Raw genomic sequence first — 18,206 nt, forward strand, 5'->3', positions numbered from 1 at the left:
AGTGGGTTTCGTCATCGACGTAGACAGAAAGCCCGAGATGCCGGGGTTCATGCGATGAGGGAGGATTCCGGGTGATGCGGTACTCCATACGAGGGCCCCGTAGGGGCCCCGCACTGATGGCGGCCGCGGTGGCACTGGTCACCGTGGCGGCCTGCTCGAACGGTTCCTCCGCCGGGCCGCCCGCCCCCGTCTCCCCGTCGGGCAGCGTCCCGGGCGGTACGGTCACCGGCTCGGCGCCGCCGACCTCGGCGCCCCCGCCGAGCCCGACGCCCACCAGGACGTATCCGCTCTCCACCACTCCGCAGGTCATCCCGGCGGTCCGGGCCCACCAGGCGGCCCGCGGCCCCGGCTGGAAGCCCGGACCCGGCACCGGCGTCGTCGTCGCCGCGAAGGACGAGGGCGCGCTCGCCGACGAGGCCCGGCTGATCGCGGGCGAGCTGGGCATCCCGTACCGCGGCACGGCCGCCGCGGGGCCCGGCGACGTGAGCCTCGCGCTCGGCGGGCAGGGCGGGAGCGAGTCGTACACGCTCGCCGTCCAGGGCGGCCGGGTGCGCATCACCGGGCCGGGCCAGGCCGGCGTCTTCTACGGCACCCGGACGCTGAAACAGTCCGTCAGGTCGACCGGCGCGATACCCGAGGGCACGGTCACCGACGCGCCCGCGAAGCCGCGGCGCGGCCTGATGGTCGACATCGCCCGCAAGTACTTCACCGCCGGCTGGATCGAGGCCCGGCTGCGCGAGATGGCCGACCTCAAGCTCAACGAGCTCGGTCTGCACTTCTCCGACGACCAGGGCTTCCGCATCGCCTCGGACAGCCACCCCGAGGTGGTGTCCGCCCGGCACCTCAGCAAGGCGGAGGTGCGGCGGATCGTCGCCCTCGCGCAGAGCCTGCACATCGCGGTCGTGCCCGAGATCGACTCGCCCGGACACCTCGGCGCGGTCATCGACGCGCACCCGGACCTCCAGCTCGTCAGCGCGACGGGCCGCAGGCCGCGCGGGACCGTCGACATCTCCAACCCGGCCTCCGCCAAGATCGTCGACGAGCTGCTGCGCGAGTACACGGGCCTGTTCCCCGGCGCGTACTGGCACCTCGGCGGCGACGAGTACGTGGCCCTCATGTCGAGCAACCCCGAGGCGACCTATCCGCAGCTCGCCCGCGCCGCCACCGCCCGGTACGGCCCCTCCGGCCGCGTCCAGGACCTGGCGACCGACTGGCTCAACGCCCGCGCGGCCGTGGTCCGCCCGACCGGCAAGGCGCTGCGCGCCTGGAACGACGGCTTCTTCACCGGCGGCGTGACCAGCCCGGCCGAGGACCTCCAGGTGGCCTACTGGACCGGCGCCGAGAACGGCGCCCGCACGCCGACCTCGTACCTGAGCGCCGGCCGCAAGCTGATCAACTACAACGACAAGTACCTCTACTACATCCTCGGTCAGCCGCGCGGGCAGACCTATCCCACCGGCCGGCGCATCTACGCGGAGTGGACCCCCCTCGTCCTGCGCGGCACCACCCCGGTGCCGGCGCGCTACGACGCCCAGGTCCTCGGCGGCAGCTTCGCCGTCTGGTGCGACCTCGCCGGCGCCCAGACCGAGGCACAGGTGGCCGACGGCATCCGGATGCCGCTGACGGCGACGGCCCAGAAGCTGTGGGACGCCCGGCAGCCGCGCCTGAGCTGGGAGGCGTTCCAGGGGCTCGCGGGCCGGGTGCGCTGACGTCTCCCGTGACGCCGTCCGTGTCGTTTTCCCGTGGACGGACGGGGCCCGGGTGACGTACGTTCCGTCGTCTGTCGCGGCCGACGAGCCGCACCGGTGCTTCTGGGGAGGGGCGCCGCGTATCTGGGGGGAACCGATCTTCATGCTCCGCAATCCGACCGGCCTGTCACGCGCCGTTGTCGCCCTGCTCGCCGTGAACATCGTCTTCGACGTGGTGCTCGGCCTGATCGACGTCCACGCGCTGGCCGCCGGCACGACGTCCGACCTGAACCCGGCCATGGTCGGCGGCCTCGACCTCAGCCCGCTCTACGGAGTGAGCTCACTGGTGTTCCTGGCGACCGCCGTCGTCTTCATCGTCTGGTTCCACCGGCTGCGGCGGAACACCGAGGTGTGGGCCCCCGACACGCACAGCCGGGGCGTCGGCTGGGCCATCGGCGGCTGGTTCATCCCGATCGGCACCCTGTGGATCCCTCGGGGCGTCGCCACCGACATCTGGCGGGCCAGCCGCCCGGACGCGTACGCCGCCGACGGCCGCGGCGACTTCACGCTCATCAACTTCTGGTGGACGTTCTGGATCGCCGGCTCGCTGGCGGACCAGGTCTCCGCCCGGCTGTCCAGGGCCGCGGACACGGCCGACGGCTACGTCACCGCGACCCAGTGGTCCCTCGCCGGAGACGGGCTCGACGTCGTCGCCGCCGTTCTCGCGATTCTCGTCGTACGCCGTCTGACCTCTATGCAGCACGCGAAGGCCACTGGCATGATTCCGGCCGCGCAGTGACGAAAAAGCGCCCCTCGGCGCAGTAGGGGAAGTACTGCGTCCGCATCGGTGGCGAGGAGGCGGCCATGACGTCCGCGACGAGCACGAGCCTGCTGGAACTGATCGACCGGGCCGACGAGCGGGGCCTTGCCGCCGCCGGGCTCGCCTGCCTGGACCGCTGCCTGCCGGTGTTCGCGCCCGACCGCGCCGATGTGCTGCGGCCGGTGTGGGCGGCGGTGGCGCGCGGGGACGGCGGGGCCTGGGGCGAGGCGGTCGAGAAGGCTCGGGTCGAGCTCGACGCGGACGGGACGCAGGGCGACGAGGTGCCCGCGCTCGTGCGCGGGATGCTCGCCGGGGCGCCCGTCGAGTGGGCCGCGGAGCCGCTGCGGGCCTGGGCCCGGGAGTGCTCCGGGGCGGCGCTCGCGGTCCACGAGCGGTACGACGCGACGGAGGCGGGCCCGCTGTTCGCGGGCGAACTGCGCCGCCAGCAGGCCGTCCTGGAGTCGGCCGCGCACGGCCCGACCGGGCTGCGCCGGGCCCGGGACCTGTCGACGGAGGGCGGGCGCGTCCTGCGCGCGGTCGTCTCACGCAGGGCGCGCACCGCCTGACCTGATCAGACCTCGGGCTCCTCGACCGACAGCGAGTCGATCGCCTCGGTGATCTGCTGCTCGGCCCGCGCCTTGTCGAGGCCGAGACCCGCGAGCGTGCCCTTGCCGTCCTCGAACTCCAGGAGGGCGAGCAGGATGTGCTCGGTGCCCACGTAGTTGTGGCCGAGCCGCAGGGCCTCGCGGAAGGTGAGCTCCAGGACCTTCTTGGCGTCCGCGTCGTACGGGATGAGCGCGGGCACCTCCTCGACGGGCGGCGGCAGCGTCGCGCCGACCGCCTCCCGCAGCTGCTCCGGGGTGACGCCCTGGCCGGTGATCCAGCGCGCCGCGATCCCCTCGGGCTCGGCGAGCAGGCCGAGCGCCAGGTGTGCCGGGCCCGTCTTGTCGTTACGGGCGGCGGACGCCTCGTTCTGCGCGGCCACCACCACGTTCCGGGCCCGGGGCGTGAACCGGCTGAAGCCGGCGTTCGGGTCCATCTTCGCCGCGTCCGCCGCGCTGTCGTCCTTGGGGACGAAGCGCTTCTGGACCGCCTGCCGGGTGACGCCCATGCTCTTGCCGATGTCGGTCCAGGAGGCGCCAGCCCGCCTGGCCTGGTCCACGAAGTGGCCGATGAGGTGGTCGGCGATCTCGCCGAGGTGGTCCGCCGCGATGACCGCGTCGGAGAGCTGGTCGAGGGCGTCGTCCGGGTGGGACTTCTTGATCGCGTCGATCAGGTCGTCGAGCCGCACGGGGTTGCTCATGCCGAGTGGATTCGTCATGAGTGCAACCCTAGGTTGACACCTCTCGCGGTGTCAACGGTCGGTTGACAGTCCCGTTCCGCAGGTGGAGGGAAAAGAAAAAAGGGCGCCCTCGGGAGGCGCCCCATAGGAAGACGACCGGGGCCGCCACCCCCCACAGGAGAGGCCCCGGTCGTCGTCCGCGGAGCCGCAGCACGGCCCCGTACTCCCTTCAGCGCCGCGCGTGCGTTTTCTGTCACACCCCGCGTTCCCGCCGTGTGTCCCGCCATGCGTCACGCCCGGCGTCACCCCGGACGAAGTTGTGAGTTGTACAAAGAACCGGACCCGCGTGGACGCGGCGCCCGAACAGGACGTAGCGTTCTGCTGCGCCAAGGGCGGCGCGCGGTGACGACCAGCCGCGATGTGCGTGACGACGAACAGGTGTGGGGAGTGCTGGGGGACGAGGCGGAGCTGACGGCCGCAGTGCTCGCCGCGCAGAACGGCGACGAGGACGCCTTCCGTACCGTGTACCGCGCGGTGCATCCCCGGCTCCTCGGCTACATACGCACCCTGGTCGGCGACGCCGACGCCGAGGACGTCGCCTCCGAGAGCTGGCTGCAGATCGCCCGCGACCTCGACCGCTTCGACGGCGACGCCGACCGGTTCCGCGGCTGGGCCGCCCGGATCGCCCGCAACCGCGCGCTCGACCACATCCGGATGCGCGGCCGCCGCCCCGCCGTGGGCGGCGACGAGACCGAACTGACCGACAAGCCCGCCGACTCCGACACCGCGGACGAGGCGATGGAAGCCCTGGCCACCGGCCGCACCATGCACCTCATCGCCCAACTGCCACAGGACCAGGCCGAGGCCGTCGTCCTGCGCGTCGTGGTCGGCCTGGACGCCAAGAGCGCCGCCGAGACCCTCGGCAAGCGCCCCGGCGCCGTCCGCACCGCCGCCCACCGCGGCCTCAAGAAGCTCGCCGAACTCCTCGGCGCGGCCGGTGCCGACGCCGACACGGCCGCGCTCGACGGCGTACCGCCGCAGCGCGGCCGGCGGACCGGTGCCCCGGATTCCGGACGTGTGACGCAATCGCGCCCGCGGACGCAGAAGGACATGTGATGGCCGACGAGCGGTATGCATGGCTCGACAAGGAGGCCGCGGAGCGGTTGCTGCGCGGCGAGGCCGTCGACCCCGGCGACCAGGCCGCCCGGGACCAGGCCCGGCTCCTCGCACGCGCCCTCGAGTCGGCCCGTACAGCCACGGCGCCGGCCCTCGGCCCCGACGGCGAACTCCCCGGTGAGGCCGCCGCCCTGGCCGCCTTCCGCAAGGCGTCCGCCGAGCGGGCCGGCGCGGCCGCGACCGCGCCGGGTCACTCCGGATACGCCGACCTCGGCGCCGTCCGGCTCGCCCCGGCCGCCGAGGGGCGCCGCTGGGGCCGTTCCCTGCGGTACGGGCTCGCCGCCGCGTTCGCGGCCGTCACGGTCGGCGGCGTCGCCGTCGCCGCCGGCACGGGCGTGCTGCCGCTGACCCACGAACCCGGGCCCGGCAGTTCGGTCGACGCCGGCAACATCACCGACCCGAGCGTCTCCGCCTCGATCTCCGGCGGCACCGGCAGCGAGGTGCCCGGCGTGCCGACGACCGGCCCCGACGGCCGGACCACCACGCCCGGACCCACCGACGGCCCGGACGCCACCACGGCGGGCACCGGCGGCGACACGGCCACCCCCGGTGGCGGCACCGGCGACCCGGTCACGGGCGACGCGGCCGAGCGCGACCGGATCGTCAGGGCGTGCCAGGACTACCGCGCGGGCAAGCTCGCGGACAGCGGCCGGCAGCGGCTCACGGAAGCGCTCAAGAGCGGCGACACCGTCAAGCGCTACTGCGACCGCGTCCTCTCCGGCGTCCCGGTCAACACGACCACGCTGCCCACCACCGGCCGCACGACCTCCGGCTCCGCGAACGGAGGCTCGGGCGACGGCTCCGGCAAAGGGTCCGGCACCGACAAAGGGAGCGGTTCCGGCTCCGACAGCGGCAACGGCGACAGTGACGGCGACGGCAAGAGTGACCGAGGCGACCGGGACCGCGATCGCGGCTCCGGCGGCTCTGCCGGTTCCGTAGGCTCTGCCGGCTCCGCGGGCTCCGGCGGCGGCCACGGCAGGGGCGCGGGCCAGGACAAGGGCGCCGGCAAGGGCCACGGCAAGGGCTCCGCGTCCTCCTCGACGCACGGCAGGAACGGCTCGCGTTCATAGCGTCGAACCAGCGCCGAAAAGCAGGTGTGACACTTTTCGGCTCGCCGACGCAGTACTGAGTGAGCCGACTGGTCATCGGCGAGCGCAAGGAGCCGGGGTTCCCCCCGTACCTTCGGCTCGGCGCACCGGCGCGGGTGGGGCACGTTCCCCCGGTCCCACCCGCGCCCTCTCTCTTCTCTTCTTCCGAGCCGCCTTCTCTACGTCACCGGCTCACCGAGTCACCGGCTCACCGGCTCACTGGTGACCGGCTCACCGGTCACCAGTAGACGACGACCTTGTCGCCGACCTTCACCTGGTCGAACAGCGCCGACAGCTTCGCCTTGTCCCGGACGTTGACGCAGCCGTGCGAGGCCCCCGCGTAGCCACGGGCCGCGAAGTCCGCCGAGTAGTGCACCGCCTGGCCGCGGCTGAAGAACATCGCGTACGGCATCGGCGTGTGGTAGATCGTCGAGGTCCACTCGCGCGCCTTCCACTCCACCTTGAACAGGCCCTCGCGGGTCGGCGTGTTCTCCGAGCCGAAGCGCACGTCCATCGACGACACGACCTTGCCGTCGATCATCCAGGCCAGCGTCCTGGTCTCCTTGCTGATGCACATCACCCGGCCGGTCAGGCAGCGCGGGTCGGGCGCGTCCAGCTTGTTGGTGGTCGACGGCTTCAGCTCCTCGGCGGTCGGCTTCCGCGTGACGGAGAGCAGCGTCCGCCAGGTCGTCTCGTCGACCGAGCCGGTCTCCGGCAGCCCCCGCCGCGACTGGAACCTCTTCACCGAGGCCGTCGTCAGCGTCCCGTAGAAGCCGGTGGGCGCCCGGTCGAAGAAGTCGAGCTGCCGCAGTCGCGCCTGGAGCTCGCGCACCTGCGCGCTCTCGTCGCCGTCGGTCATCAGGTACTTGGGCTTCGGCCTGCCGGTGGTCGCGGTCGCCGACGGCGTGGGCGACGACGGCTTGTCGTCGGACGTCGCGCTCGCGCTCGCCGACGGGCTGGGCGTGGCGGAGGCGGACGGGGAGGACGTGGTCGGCGCCTGGCCGGCCGTGCCCTTCCCCTTGCCCTGATCCGTACCCGGACCCGAACCGTCGGGCGTGCAGCCGGCGGCCAGTGCCACCACCACGGCGACGGCCGTGCCGGCCAGGATTCCTCTGTTCATGACGGACGACGAACGCTTCATCGGTGCCCCCCGGGACGACGTGTGTACACAAGGGATGGATTCCCGGCCGCGCGCGGTTGCGCACGTGACCGAATCGAGACGGGCATGCTGTGAGGAAGGTCCCAGCGGGCTGCCCTCCTCCCTGTCGTACGGGCGGGGCTACAGTCCGTCGCGAGGGTCCGTACAACTGGGCAGCGGTAGCGGTAGCGGTAGCGGTAGCGGCAGCGGGAAGCAGCGGAGGCACAGCACATGGCGCGCGAGTCGGAGTCGGGACTGCCCATCGAACCGGTCTACGGACCGGACGCCCTGGAGGGCTGGGATCCGGCCGAGAAGCTGGGCGAGCCCGGCGCGTACCCGTTCACCCGCGGTGTGTACCCGTCGATGTACACCGGCCGGCCGTGGACCATGCGCCAGTACGCCGGCTTCGGCACGGCCGTCGAGTCCAACGCCCGCTACAAGCAGCTCATCGACAACGGCACCATGGGCCTCTCCGTCGCCTTCGACCTGCCGACCCAGATGGGCCACGACTCCGACGCGCCCATCGCGCACGGCGAGGTCGGCAAGGTCGGCGTCGCCATCGACTCGATCGAGGACATGCGGGTGCTGTTCGACGGCATCCCGCTGGACAAGGTCTCCACGTCGATGACCATCAACGCCCCCGCCTCGCTCCTGCTGCTGCTCTACCAGCTCGTCGGCGAGGAGCAGGGCGTGCCGGCCGACAAGCTGACCGGCACGATCCAGAACGACGTGCTCAAGGAGTACATCGCCCGCGGCACGTACATCTTCCCGCCGCAGCCCTCGCTGCGGCTGATCGCGGACATCTTCAAGTACTGCAAGGCCGAGATCCCGAAGTGGAACACCATCTCGATCTCCGGCTACCACATGGCCGAGGCCGGCGCCTCGCCCGCGCAGGAGATCGCCTTCACGCTCGCCGACGGCATCGAGTACGTCCGCACCGCGGTCGCCGCCGGCATGGACGTCGACGACTTCGCGCCCCGGCTCTCCTTCTTCTTCGTGGCGCGCACGACGATCCTGGAGGAGGTCGCCAAGTTCCGGGCGGCCCGCCGGATCTGGGCGCGGGTCATGAAGGAGGAGTTCGGCGCCAAGAACCCCAAGTCGCTGATGCTCCGCTTCCACACCCAGACCGCGGGCGTGCAGCTCACCGCGCAGCAGCCCGAGGTCAACCTGGTCCGCGTCGCCGTCCAGGGCCTCGCGGCCGTCCTCGGCGGCACCCAGTCGCTGCACACGAACTCCTTCGACGAGGCCATCGCGCTGCCGACCGACAAGTCGGCCCGGCTCGCGCTGCGCACCCAGCAGGTCCTCGCCTACGAGACGGACGTCACCGCCACCGTCGACCCGTTCGCCGGCTCGTACGTCGTCGAGAAGATGACCGACGACGTCGAGGCCGCGGCGGTCGCGCTGATGGCGAAGGTCGAGGAGCTCGGCGGCGCGGTGCACGCCATCGAGCGCGGCTTCCAGAAGAACGAGATCGAGCGCTCCGCGTACCGCATCGCGCAGGAGACCGACTCCGGCGAGCGCGTCGTCGTCGGCGTCAACCGCTACACCGTCGACGTCGAGGAGCCCTACGAGCCGCTGCGCGTCGACCCGGCGATCGAGGCCCAGCAGGCCGAGCGCCTCGCCCGGCTGCGCGCCGAGCGCGACCAGGCGGCGGTGGACGCGGCGCTCGCGGAGCTGAAGAAGGCGGCGGAGGGGACGGACAACGTCCTGTACCCGATGAAGGCGGCGCTGAAGGCGCGGGCGACGGTGGGCGAGGTGTGCAACGCGCTGCGCGAGGTGTGGGGCACGTACGTCCCGACCGACGCGTTCTGATCCGCCCTGATCAGTCCTGATCGGTAACGACCCGCGACCTGTTCCCGTTCCATCTGTTGAAATTTAAAGCGGAGTGTCGTACCGGTGTGCGACACTCCGCTTCATGCTGGGTGTCACCGATCTGCCGACCTATCTCGCCGGGCTCGTCCTCATCATCCTTCTCCCGGGGCCGAACTCGCTGTACGTGCTGTCCGTCGCCGCCCGCAAGGGCACCCGGACCGGATACCAGGCCGCGGCCGGCGTGTTCACCGGCGACACGGTCCTGATGACGCTCGCCGCCCTCGGTGCGGCCTCGCTGCTCCAGACCACGCCGCTGCTCTTCATGATCGTGAAGTACGCGGGCGCCGGCTACCTGGCCTGGATGGCGTACGGGATGCTGCGCGCCGCCCGCGAGATGTGGCGCGCGCGGCACGAGACGGTGGCCGACGAGCCCGCCCCGCAGGAGACCGGCACCGTGGAGCGCCCGTACCGCCGGGCGCTGATCATCAGCCTCTTCAACCCCAAGGCGATCCTCTTCCTGATCTCCTTCTTCGTGCAGTTCGTGGACCCCTCCTACGCCTACCCGGCGCTGTCGTTCCTGGTCCTCGGCACCCTGCTGCAGCTCGGCAGCTTCCTCTACCTCACCACCCTCATCTTCAGCGGCACCCGCCTCGCCGCCGCCTTCCGCCGCCGCAAGCGCCTCTCCGCGGGCGCGACGACCGCGGCCGGCGCCCTCTTCCTCGGCTTCGCCGCGAAGCTCTCGCTGGCGAGCGCTTGACCCTGACACGGTGTGAGGCCGTTCCGTAGGGGGCGTCATGTTCACCATCGGAGACTTCGCCCGGCACGGGCGGGTGTCGGTCCGCATGCTGCGTCACTACGACGCCATCGGACTGCTGCGCCCGGCCCACGTCGACCCGCACAGCGGCTACCGCTTCTACGAGGCGGCGCAGCTCGCCCGGCTCAACCGCGTCATCGCGCTCAAGGAGCTCGGCTTCACCCTGGAACAGGTGCAGTCGATCCTCGACGAGCAGGTGGGGCCGGACGAGCTGCGCGGGATGCTGCGGCTGCGGCAGGCCGAGCTGGAGACGGCCGTCGCGGAGGCGGCGGCCCGGCTCGCCCGGGTCGGGGAGCGGCTCCGAGCCATCGAGAGCGAGGGACGCATGTCCACGCAGGACGTCGTCGTGAAGAAGGTGCCCGCCGTCCGGGTCGCCGAGCTGAGCGGGATCGCCGCGAGCTTCGGCCCGGAGCACATCAGCCCGGTGATCGGGCCGCTGTACGAGGAGCTGTGCGGCCGCCTGGAGGCCGCCGGGGTCAAGGGCTTCGGGCCCGGCATCGCGTACTACGAGGACGCCGGGCGCGGTGACGGCTCGGTCGTCGTGCACGCCGCGACGACCGTGCCCGAGGGCACGGTCGTGGAGGGCGTGGAGGTGCTCGTGCTGCCCGGGATCGAGGAGGCGGCCACGGTCGTCCACCGCGGTTCGATGGACGGCATCCTGCCGACCGCGCAGACCCTGGCGAGCTGGATCGACACCAACGGCTACGCCTCGGCCGGCTACGCCCGCGAGCTGTACCTGGAGTGCCCGGCGGACGAGTCAGGCTGGGTGACCGAACTCCAGGAGCCGGTCAGCCGAGCCTGAGGTGCCCCGCGCGACCGGCCCACGCCTGAGGGGCGGCGCCCGAGGCCGGCGCGCGCCGTCAGCCCAGGGCCCGTCGCTTCAGCTTCAGGGCGCGGCGGACGAGGCGGCGCAGGCCGGGGTGGCGGGGGACGGGGAGGCCGCCGGGGAGGCCGAGCGAGGTGAGCCGGCGGCGGGTGAAGTGGTGCCGGGTGTCGGCGGCGAGCGGTCCCGACAGATGGCGTACGGCCGCGTCCCGCAGGTCCGGCCGGATCCTCGGCTGCATCACGAAGCCGACCGCCGCCACCAGGTCCTGGAGCGCGGCCCCGGCCAGGGGCGGCCGGCCGCCCGGCTCCTCCAGGTCGGGGACGAGGGCGTCGACGAGGGCCACCGGCACCCGGTTGCTGTTCTGGTACGGCGTGAGCCGGGCGAGCAGCGGCCGGGTGCCGACCTTCGCGGTCTCGATCCCGTAGAAGGCGCTCGCGGTGAACAGCGCCGTGGAGAAGCAGCCGACCACGAGCGCGGGCCGCAGCTCCCGGTAGAGCACCTCGGCGAGCACCGGGCGGTCCTCGACGGTCAGTTCGGCGCCGAGCGACTCGGCCTCCGCGACCAGCGCCCGGGACCAGGCGTCGGGTGCCGTCGGGTGCGGCTTGAAGACGAGCCGGCGGTGGCCGCGGGCGACCGCGCCGCGGACCATGCGCAGGTGCAGTTCGCCCTCCTCCTCGGCGGTGAGGAGGGAGAGCGCGGCCAGGTACTGCCCGAGCAGCAGCGCCGGGGCCGGTCCCGAGGAGGTCTCGGCGGCCGCGGGGTCCGCGGCGCCCGCCAGCTCCTCCACCACCTTGGTGAAGGCCTCCGTCGGTACGGTCTCGGCGACCGCCCCGAACTCGGCGAGCAGCAGCGGCGCGAGCCCCGGCACCAGGTCCAGGTGGAGCAGCCGCCGCACCCGCTCGCCGACCAGCGGGTCGATCTTGTTGCGGGTCGGTCCGTAGCTCATCAGGCCGTCCGCGTAGACGCTGATGGACGCGTCCGGGAAGAGCTGGGCGATGGTGAGCGCGGGGGCGACCTGGAGGGACTCCACGGCGAGCTCGATCCGGTCGGTGCCGAGCCCCCACAGCAGCCGCAGATGCCGCTGGAGCATCGGCAGGTCGTCCGGGCGGGGCCGCCAGCCGCCCGGGTGGAGCGGTTCGATCGTCGCGTTCCAGTCCAGCACCTCGTCGAACCGGCCGCGCAGCCGCTCGAAGCCGGGCATCCGGTCGAGCGGGGTGGTGGTCTCGGGCACGGCCGCGTTGGTGGAGACCAGGAGCACCCGCCGGTCGGCCGGGCCGAAGCAGCCGCTGTCGAGGGCGGCGGCCAGGGTGGCGGCGCCGTAGAGGGTCGAGGCGTAGAAGATCTGGGTGGTCTTGGCGGTGCTGGGCACGGGGGTGGTGCTCATACGGCGTTCGTCTCCAGGGGGGCCGGTGCGGGTGCGGGGCGGCGGCGCTTGAGCCGGCGCAGCGGACCCGCCCGGTCCTCGCCCATCGCCGTCAGGGCTTCGGCGAGGACGTCCTGCGGCATCCTGCGCAGCGCGCCCGCGCTCATCGCCCGCAATTTCCGCCCGACTTCGGGTTCGAATTTCGCCATGGTGTTGAGGTGGTGGGAAATCACCGCGCAATACGTGCGAACGGCCTTGGGGAGCAGCCGGTCCGCTTCCGGATCCCGTCGCGTTTCTTCGATCACCTGGTCGAAAGCGCGAATGAAATCGAGCTGCCGGACATCGCCGATCTGGGTGAGCGAGGTGGCCACCCCGCGCCGGTAGAAGATCCCGAGTTCGCCGGTGACGGCGAAGGATTCCGCCTCGCGGTGCAGCCGCCAGATCCACGGCCGGTCCTCCGCCGTGCGCAGGCCGTGCGTGAAATGCAGCAGTCCGCGGTCGAGCAGCCGCCGGTGGTAGAGCCCGGCCCACGCGTACGGGTAGTCCACGGAGGTGGTGCGGTCGGCCGGCAGGATCGCGTCGCGCGGCCGCAGGACCTCGCCGCGCCGCCCGACCGGCACCCGCCGCACGGACCGGGTCCGGCCGGTCACCCGGACGTGGTCGGCGCGCAGGAAGTCGCAAGGCCGTTCGTCCATGGTGGCGACGAGCCGCGCGTAGAAGCCGGGGGACAGCCAGTCGTCGCCGTCGAGAAAGGCCAGGTAGGAGCCCCGGGCCGCGTCGAGACCGGTGTTGCGGGCGGTGGCGAGGCCCTCGTTGCGCTCGTGCCGGATCAGCCGCGCCCCCGGGATCTCGCGCTCGGCGCGCGCCAGGATCTCCGCGGTCCCGTCCGTCGAACAGTCGTCGACGAGAAGGAACTCGAAGTCCTCGCGGGCGTTCGCGCGCAGGCTTCTGAGGGCGTCGGGGGCGTATGTCTGCACGTTGTAGAACGGCACGACGACGGAGAGCTTGACCACGCACCGGACGCTAGGCGCCGCCCCGGCATTCGTCCTGACCGATGAGGGGACACCCGGTGAACACGAAGCGGCGGACCCCTTAACCGGCCCGGTCCCGGACCCCTTTCTGTCCGTTTCCAGCGAGGCGTCTTGGCGCTGTTAACCATTTGTTGTGGCTCAGTTGGGCCGCGAATCCCCCGCCCCTCCTAGCGTCCTCGACGTGCCATCACGTACCGAACGAGCGGTGCGCGTCGCCGTTCTCGCCGACTCCGACACCCGGTGGAAATGGGGCGTGCTCACCGCACGCAGAATCTCTCCCGAGAACTCTTGCGAGAACTCCCGCGAGACCTCTGCCGAGACCTCTCCCGAATCCGCTGCCGTCACCGGCTTCGTCCTGCGCGGCCGCGCCACCCCCACCACCCGCCAGCTCGCCGAGACCGGGGTGTCCGACACCGCCCCGCGCGAGGTGACGGGCGCGGGGTTCCTGCGGGAGGTACGGGACGCGGGCGCACGCGGCGAGGGATACGACGTGATCGTGCTCGCCCTCGTCGGCGGCACCGTCCGCGCCGTCCTCCAGGGCATCGCCGAACTCGGCCTGGAGCGCCGGCCGGTGATCGTCACCGGCTATGTCGGCGTCGTCTACGAGAAGCTCGCCGACGGCCTGCTGCTGCGCCACGGCGCCGATGTCGTGCTCGCCAACTCCCGCCACGACGCGGAGCGTTTCCGCGCCGTGTACGAGGGCGTCGGCGCCGACCCGCACGCGGTCGTCGAGGCCGCCCTGCCCTTCCTGGGCGGCGCCCCGCACAAGCCCGAGCCTGGCCGCGACACGCTGGTCTTCGCCGCGCAGCCCTCCGTGCCCGTCACGAAGGCCGAACGCGCCTACGTGCTGCGCCGGCTGGTCGAGCACGCCCGGCTGCACCCGGGCCGCGAGGTGCTGCTCAAGCTGCGCTCCAAGCCGGGCGAACACACCACCCACCTGGAGGAGTTCCCGTACCAGCGACTGGTGCGCGACCTTCCCGACGGACAGGTGCCGCCCAACTTCCGTCTCGTGTACGGGCACATGGGAGAGGTCCTCGACCGCACCGACCTGCTGGTCACCGTCTCCTCCACGGCCGCTCTCGAAGCGCTGCACCGGCGGATCCCCACCGCGGTCCTCACCGACCTCGGCGTGCGCGAGGTGCTCGGCAACCACCACTTCATCGGCTCCGGCCTGCTCACCTCCTTCGACGCGCTCGACGAGGGCGCCGCGCCCGAGCCCGACGAGGAGTGGCTGGGGCGGCAGGGCGTCGGGGCCGACGGTTCGTACGAGAGGGCCTTCGACGCCGCCCGGGCGCGCGTCGCCGAGCTGCTCGACGGCCCGGCGCTGCCGCCGATCGCCCCGTACTACACGGAGGCGACCGCCGGCGGCTACCTGCCCGGCATCCTCGCCCGCCACCGCCTCGACGTGACCGCCCCCGAGCCCCGCGAGAGCGGCGTACGCCGGATCGTCCGCGAGGTGGCGCGCGGCGCCTACCGCCACGGGGTCCAGCGCGTGGCCCCTGTGATCCGACGCCTGGGAGAACTGTGATGACCGTTCCGACCGTGCTCGCCGTCATCCCCGCGCGGGGCGGCTCCAAGGGTGTGCCCGGCAAGAACCTCTCCGCGGTCGCCGGCGTCCCGCTGGTCGGGCGCGCCGTCCGGGCCTGCCTCGGCGCGCCCGCCGTCACCGACGTCGTCGTCTCCACCGACGACTCCGGCATCGCGGACGCCGCGCGCGCGTTCGGCGCGGAGGCGGTCCGCCGGCCCGCCGAGCTGTCCGGCGACACCGCAAGCAGCGAGTCGGCCGTGCTGCACGCCATGGACGCCTTCGAGGCGACCCACGGCCGCGCCGCCGACGTCGTGCTGCTCGTCCAGTGCACCAGCCCGTTCCTCGGCGCCGACGAGGTCGACGAGACCGCGCGCCGGATCACCGAGGGCGCCGCCGACACCGCGTTCACGGCCGCCCTCAGCCACGGCTTCCTCTGGCGCGAGACCGCGGGCGGCGCCACCGGCGTCAACCACGACAAGGCGCACCGGCCGCGCCGCCAGGACCGGGAGCCGGAGTACCTGGAGACCGGCGCCGTCTACGCGATGGCCGCCGACGGCTTCCGCACCCACAAGCACCGCTTCTTCGGCCGCACCGAACTCGTCGTCACCGACCCGGCACGCGTCCTGGAGATCGACGACCCGCACGACCTGGCCCGGGCCCGCGCCCTCGCCCCGCTGCTCGACACGCCCGTCACCCCGACGGTCGCCGACGTCGACGCGGTCGTCCTCGACTTCGACGGCACCCAGACCGACGACCGCGTGCACATCGACGCGGACGGACGGGAGTTCGTCTCCGTGCACCGCGGCGACGGCCTCGGCATCGCGGCCCTGCGCAAGGCCGGGGTGCCGCTGCTGATCCTGTCGACCGAGCAGAACCCGGTCGTCGCCGCCCGCGCCCGCAAGCTCCGGATCCCCGTGCTGCACGGCGTGGACCGCAAGGACCTCGCCCTCAAGCAGTGGTGCGACGAGCAGGGCGTGGACCCGCAGCGCGTGCTCTACGCCGGCAACGACGTCAACGACCTGCCCTGCTTCCACCTCGTCGGCTGGCCCGTCGCGGTGGGCAGCGCCCACGACTCCGTACGGGCCGCGGCCCGCGCGGTCACGGACACCCCAGGCGGCTCCGGAGCGATCCGCGAGATCGCCGCCTGGCTCCTCGGACCCGAGCTCACCGTCCCCGAGCCCCGCACCCCCTGAGCCCCGCACCCCTCTGAGCCCCGCACCCCCCTGAGCCCCGCACCCCCCTGAGGCCTCTGGGCCTTACACCCCTACGCATAAGGAACCACCATCATGAGCAACCGCCTTCGCACCCTCGGCAGCAAGACCGCCGGCCCGGGCCGGCCCGTCTACATCACCGGTGAGATCGGCATCAACCACAACGGCGACCTGAACAACGCCTTCGCGCTCATCGACGTGGCCGCCGATGCCGGCTGCGACGCCGTCAAGTTCCAGAAGCGCACGCCCGAGATCTGCACCCCGCGCGACCAGTGGGACATCGAGCGCGACACGCCCTGGGGCCGGATGACGTACATCGACTACCGCCACCGCGTGGAGTTCGGCGAGGACGAGTACCGCGCGATCGACGAGCACTGCAAGAAGCGCGGCATCGACTGGTTCGCGTCCCCGTGGGACACCGAGGCCGTCGCCTTCCTGGAGAAGTTCGACGTCCCCGCCCACAAGGTGGCCTCCGCCTCGCTCACCGACGACGAGCTGCTGCGCGAGCTGCGCGCCACCGGCCGCACGGTGATCCTCTCCACCGGCATGTCCACGCCCAAGCAGATCCGCCACGCGGTGGAGGTCCTGGGCAGCGACAACATCCTGCTCTGCCACGCCACCTCCACCTACCCGGCCAAGGCCGAGGAGCTCAACCTGCGCGTCATCCAGACGCTGCAGGAGGAGTACCCGAACGTCCCGATCGGCTACTCCGGCCACGAGACCGGCCTCCAGACCACGCTCGCCGCGGTCGCCCTCGGCGCCACGTTCGTCGAGCGCCACATCACCCTCGACCGTGCCATGTGGGGCTCCGACCAGGCCGCCTCCGTCGAGCCGCAGGGCCTGCAGCGCCTGGTCCGCGACATCCGCACGATCGAGACCGCGCTCGGCGACGGTGTGAAGAAGGTCTACGAGTCGGAGCTCGGCCCGATGAAGAAGCTCCGCCGCGTCCAGGGGCTCGTCACCGCATGACCGGCCAGCTGGCGTTCGTCGAGAGCCCGGTCCAGCTACTGAACGTCCTGGAATGGGCCCACGCCACCGCCCTCCGGGACCCCCGCCCCCGCCTCCACTCCGTCCCCCGCCAGCCGGACCGGCGGGGGACCGGAGCGGCGGGCGCCGCCAACGCGCTCGGCGCGGCGCCCACGCCGGGCATCGGCCATGTGCCCGGCACGGGGACTGCCGGGGCCTCCGGCGCCGCGGCGCGTGCAGGCTCGGGCAGCGCCGCCGCGCCTGCCGCAGGCGACGAAGCCAGCACCGTCCACGCCGCCTCGGCGGCCGGCCCCGAGGCCGTGGGCTCGGTCCGCCTGCCTGCGCAGGCCGACGCGCCCGTCCCCGCCCCCGCCGCCGAAGGCGGCCCCGGCGGCCCCGGCGCCGTCACCCGCCCCTCCCTCGCCGGTCTCCGCCTCACCGTCGTCGTCCTCTCGCCCACCGACCCCATGTCCCGCGGCCAGCTGCGCCGGATGGCGCAGATCGCGCGGGACGAGGGCGTGACGGTGAAGTGGCAGGACGCCCGGCAGGGGAAGGGGGCGGTGGTACGGACGCTGCGGGAGCTCGCGGGGCCGTTGCGGGCGGCGGAGCGGGTGATCGTCGGGGATCCGTTCTCGCGCTACGTGCAGCTGTTGCTCGGGCTGTACGGGCCCCGCAACGTCACCGTCGTCGACGACGGCACCGCCACCATGGAGTTCGCCGCCCAACTCGCGCGAGGCGAGCGCCTGGTGCGCTGGCACCGGCGGGGGAGCCGCGGGCCGCGGGAGCTGGTGCTCGCGCCGGTGACGAAGATGGCGCGCCGCAAGCTCGCGCCCGGCCGCCGCCGCACCGTGGAGATCTTCACCTCGCTGCCGGTCGAGCCGCCGCCCGGCACCACCGTCACCGTCAACGACTTCGCGTGGACGAGGGCCGCCTTCGGCCCGCCCAGGATCACCCGCGGCGCCGACCTCGTCGGCACCTCGCTCGTCGAGACGGGCGTGATCGACGTCGACGAGTACCTCCGGGCCGTCGCCGTCCTCGCCCGCACCCACGGCGCCACCCGCTACTTCGCGCACCGCCGCGAGGCCACCGGCAAGCTGCACCGCATCGCGGTCGAGACCGGCCTCGAAGTGGTCCGTCCCGATCTGCCGCTGGAGCTGATCGCCCGCCGCGGCCCGATCGGCCGCACCGTCGTCAGCTTTCCGTCCACGGTCGTGCACACGCTGCCACTGGCGCTCGCCGGCACCGGAGTGAAGGTCGCCGTCTGCGAGATCGCGCCCGAATGGATCAAGGAGAACGCCTCTCCACGCGCCCAGGGCTTCCTGGCCGGCGTGGCCGGCAGCGCGACGCGCACCGAGAGGCTCGAATTCGGCTGAGCATACCCACACGGGGTGACCACCATGCACGGGGAACGCGATTTCTTTCCCCTATCGGGCTGAACTTTTCGCGATCAAGGGCCAGTTGAT

16 protein-coding genes are annotated in these 18,206 nt (G+C 72.8%); 12 read left to right on the plus strand and 4 right to left on the minus strand.

Annotated features, from left to right (window positions below):
• Nucleotides 1–116: 116 nt before the first annotated feature.
• The 3 genes from ACWEJX_RS03195 (at nucleotide 117) to ACWEJX_RS03205 (ending at nucleotide 3,074) form a co-directional block, all read left to right on the plus strand.
• Nucleotides 117–1,709, plus strand: a complete 1,593-nt coding sequence (locus ACWEJX_RS03195) for a beta-N-acetylhexosaminidase (protein WP_451605809.1) — start codon at nucleotides 117–119, stop codon at nucleotides 1,707–1,709.
• Nucleotides 1,710–1,851: 142 nt separating this feature from the next.
• Entirely contained in the window at nucleotides 1,852–2,487 is a 636-nt protein-coding gene (locus ACWEJX_RS03200; protein WP_451605810.1) for a DUF4328 domain-containing protein, read from the plus strand.
• A 65-nt stretch (nucleotides 2,488–2,552) separates the two neighbouring features.
• Complete coding sequence (locus ACWEJX_RS03205; protein ID WP_451605811.1) at nucleotides 2,553–3,074, plus strand: hypothetical protein; 522 nt, start codon at nucleotides 2,553–2,555, stop codon at nucleotides 3,072–3,074.
• Between the two features lie 5 nt (nucleotides 3,075–3,079).
• Here ACWEJX_RS03205 and ACWEJX_RS03210 read toward each other — a convergent pair whose 3' ends face one another.
• Entirely contained in the window at nucleotides 3,080–3,829 is a 750-nt protein-coding gene (locus tag ACWEJX_RS03210; protein WP_451605812.1) for a Clp protease N-terminal domain-containing protein, read from the minus strand.
• A gap of 408 nt (nucleotides 3,830–4,237) precedes the next feature.
• Here ACWEJX_RS03210 and ACWEJX_RS03215 point away from each other — a divergent pair, with 408 nt between their 5' ends.
• Both ACWEJX_RS03215 and ACWEJX_RS03220 read left to right on the plus strand, forming a co-directional pair.
• Nucleotides 4,238–4,906: an RNA polymerase sigma factor gene (locus tag ACWEJX_RS03215; RefSeq protein ID WP_451605967.1), complete on the plus strand. Its 669-nt coding sequence runs from the start codon at nucleotides 4,238–4,240 to the stop codon at nucleotides 4,904–4,906.
• Nucleotides 4,906–6,036 (plus strand): hypothetical protein, encoded by a 1,131-nt coding sequence (locus tag ACWEJX_RS03220; protein WP_451605813.1) that lies wholly within the window; start codon nucleotides 4,906–4,908, stop codon nucleotides 6,034–6,036. The genes ACWEJX_RS03215 and ACWEJX_RS03220 overlap by 1 nt, the downstream gene beginning before the upstream one ends.
• A gap of 256 nt (nucleotides 6,037–6,292) precedes the next feature.
• Here the strand turns inward: ACWEJX_RS03220 and ACWEJX_RS03225 are convergent, their stop codons facing one another.
• Entirely contained in the window at nucleotides 6,293–7,174 is an 882-nt protein-coding gene (locus tag ACWEJX_RS03225; protein WP_451605814.1) for a L,D-transpeptidase family protein, read from the minus strand.
• A gap of 249 nt (nucleotides 7,175–7,423) precedes the next feature.
• On the opposite strand from ACWEJX_RS03225, the gene ACWEJX_RS03230 reads away from it, so the two are divergent.
• The 3 genes from ACWEJX_RS03230 (at nucleotide 7,424) to ACWEJX_RS03240 (ending at nucleotide 10,620) form a co-directional block, all read left to right on the plus strand.
• A complete protein-coding gene (locus tag ACWEJX_RS03230; protein WP_403795775.1) occupies nucleotides 7,424–9,004 on the plus strand; it encodes an acyl-CoA mutase large subunit family protein in 1,581 nt (526 codons plus the stop codon).
• A 103-nt stretch (nucleotides 9,005–9,107) separates the two neighbouring features.
• On the plus strand, nucleotides 9,108–9,761 hold the full coding sequence (gene leuE, locus ACWEJX_RS03235) for a leucine efflux protein LeuE (protein ID WP_451605815.1): 654 nt from the start codon (nucleotides 9,108–9,110) through the stop codon (nucleotides 9,759–9,761).
• Between the two features lie 37 nt (nucleotides 9,762–9,798).
• Nucleotides 9,799–10,620 carry a MerR family transcriptional regulator gene (locus tag ACWEJX_RS03240; RefSeq protein ID WP_451605816.1) on the plus strand — a complete coding sequence of 274 codons (822 nt, stop codon included), beginning with the start codon at nucleotides 9,799–9,801 and terminating at the stop codon, nucleotides 10,618–10,620.
• A gap of 58 nt (nucleotides 10,621–10,678) precedes the next feature.
• On the opposite strand, the gene ACWEJX_RS03245 is transcribed toward ACWEJX_RS03240, so the two are convergent.
• Both ACWEJX_RS03245 and ACWEJX_RS03250 read right to left on the minus strand, forming a co-directional pair.
• Nucleotides 10,679–12,028 (minus strand): alpha-2,8-polysialyltransferase family protein, encoded by a 1,350-nt coding sequence (locus tag ACWEJX_RS03245; protein WP_451605817.1) that lies wholly within the window; start codon nucleotides 12,026–12,028, stop codon nucleotides 10,679–10,681.
• Entirely contained in the window at nucleotides 12,025–13,020 is a 996-nt protein-coding gene (locus ACWEJX_RS03250) for a glycosyltransferase family 2 protein (RefSeq protein ID WP_451605818.1), read from the minus strand. Before ACWEJX_RS03250 ends, ACWEJX_RS03245 begins: the two co-directional genes overlap by 4 nt.
• A gap of 199 nt (nucleotides 13,021–13,219) precedes the next feature.
• Here ACWEJX_RS03250 and ACWEJX_RS03255 point away from each other — a divergent pair, with 199 nt between their 5' ends.
• The 4 genes from ACWEJX_RS03255 (at nucleotide 13,220) to ACWEJX_RS03270 (ending at nucleotide 18,116) form a co-directional block, all read left to right on the plus strand.
• Nucleotides 13,220–14,566 carry a DUF6716 putative glycosyltransferase gene (locus ACWEJX_RS03255; RefSeq protein WP_451605819.1) on the plus strand — a complete coding sequence of 449 codons (1,347 nt, stop codon included), beginning with the start codon at nucleotides 13,220–13,222 and terminating at the stop codon, nucleotides 14,564–14,566.
• Nucleotides 14,566–15,759 (plus strand): cytidylyltransferase domain-containing protein, encoded by a 1,194-nt coding sequence (locus ACWEJX_RS03260; protein ID WP_451605820.1) that lies wholly within the window; start codon nucleotides 14,566–14,568, stop codon nucleotides 15,757–15,759. The genes ACWEJX_RS03255 and ACWEJX_RS03260 overlap by 1 nt, the downstream gene beginning before the upstream one ends.
• A 93-nt stretch (nucleotides 15,760–15,852) precedes the next feature.
• Entirely contained in the window at nucleotides 15,853–16,746 is an 894-nt protein-coding gene (locus ACWEJX_RS03265) for an N-acetylneuraminate synthase family protein (protein ID WP_451605821.1), read from the plus strand.
• Entirely contained in the window at nucleotides 16,743–18,116 is a 1,374-nt protein-coding gene (locus tag ACWEJX_RS03270) for a hypothetical protein (protein ID WP_451605822.1), read from the plus strand. Before ACWEJX_RS03265 ends, ACWEJX_RS03270 begins: the two co-directional genes overlap by 4 nt.
• The last annotated feature ends 90 nt before the right edge of the window (nucleotides 18,117–18,206 follow it).

The organism is Streptomyces sp. NPDC004788 (genome assembly GCF_053601115.1).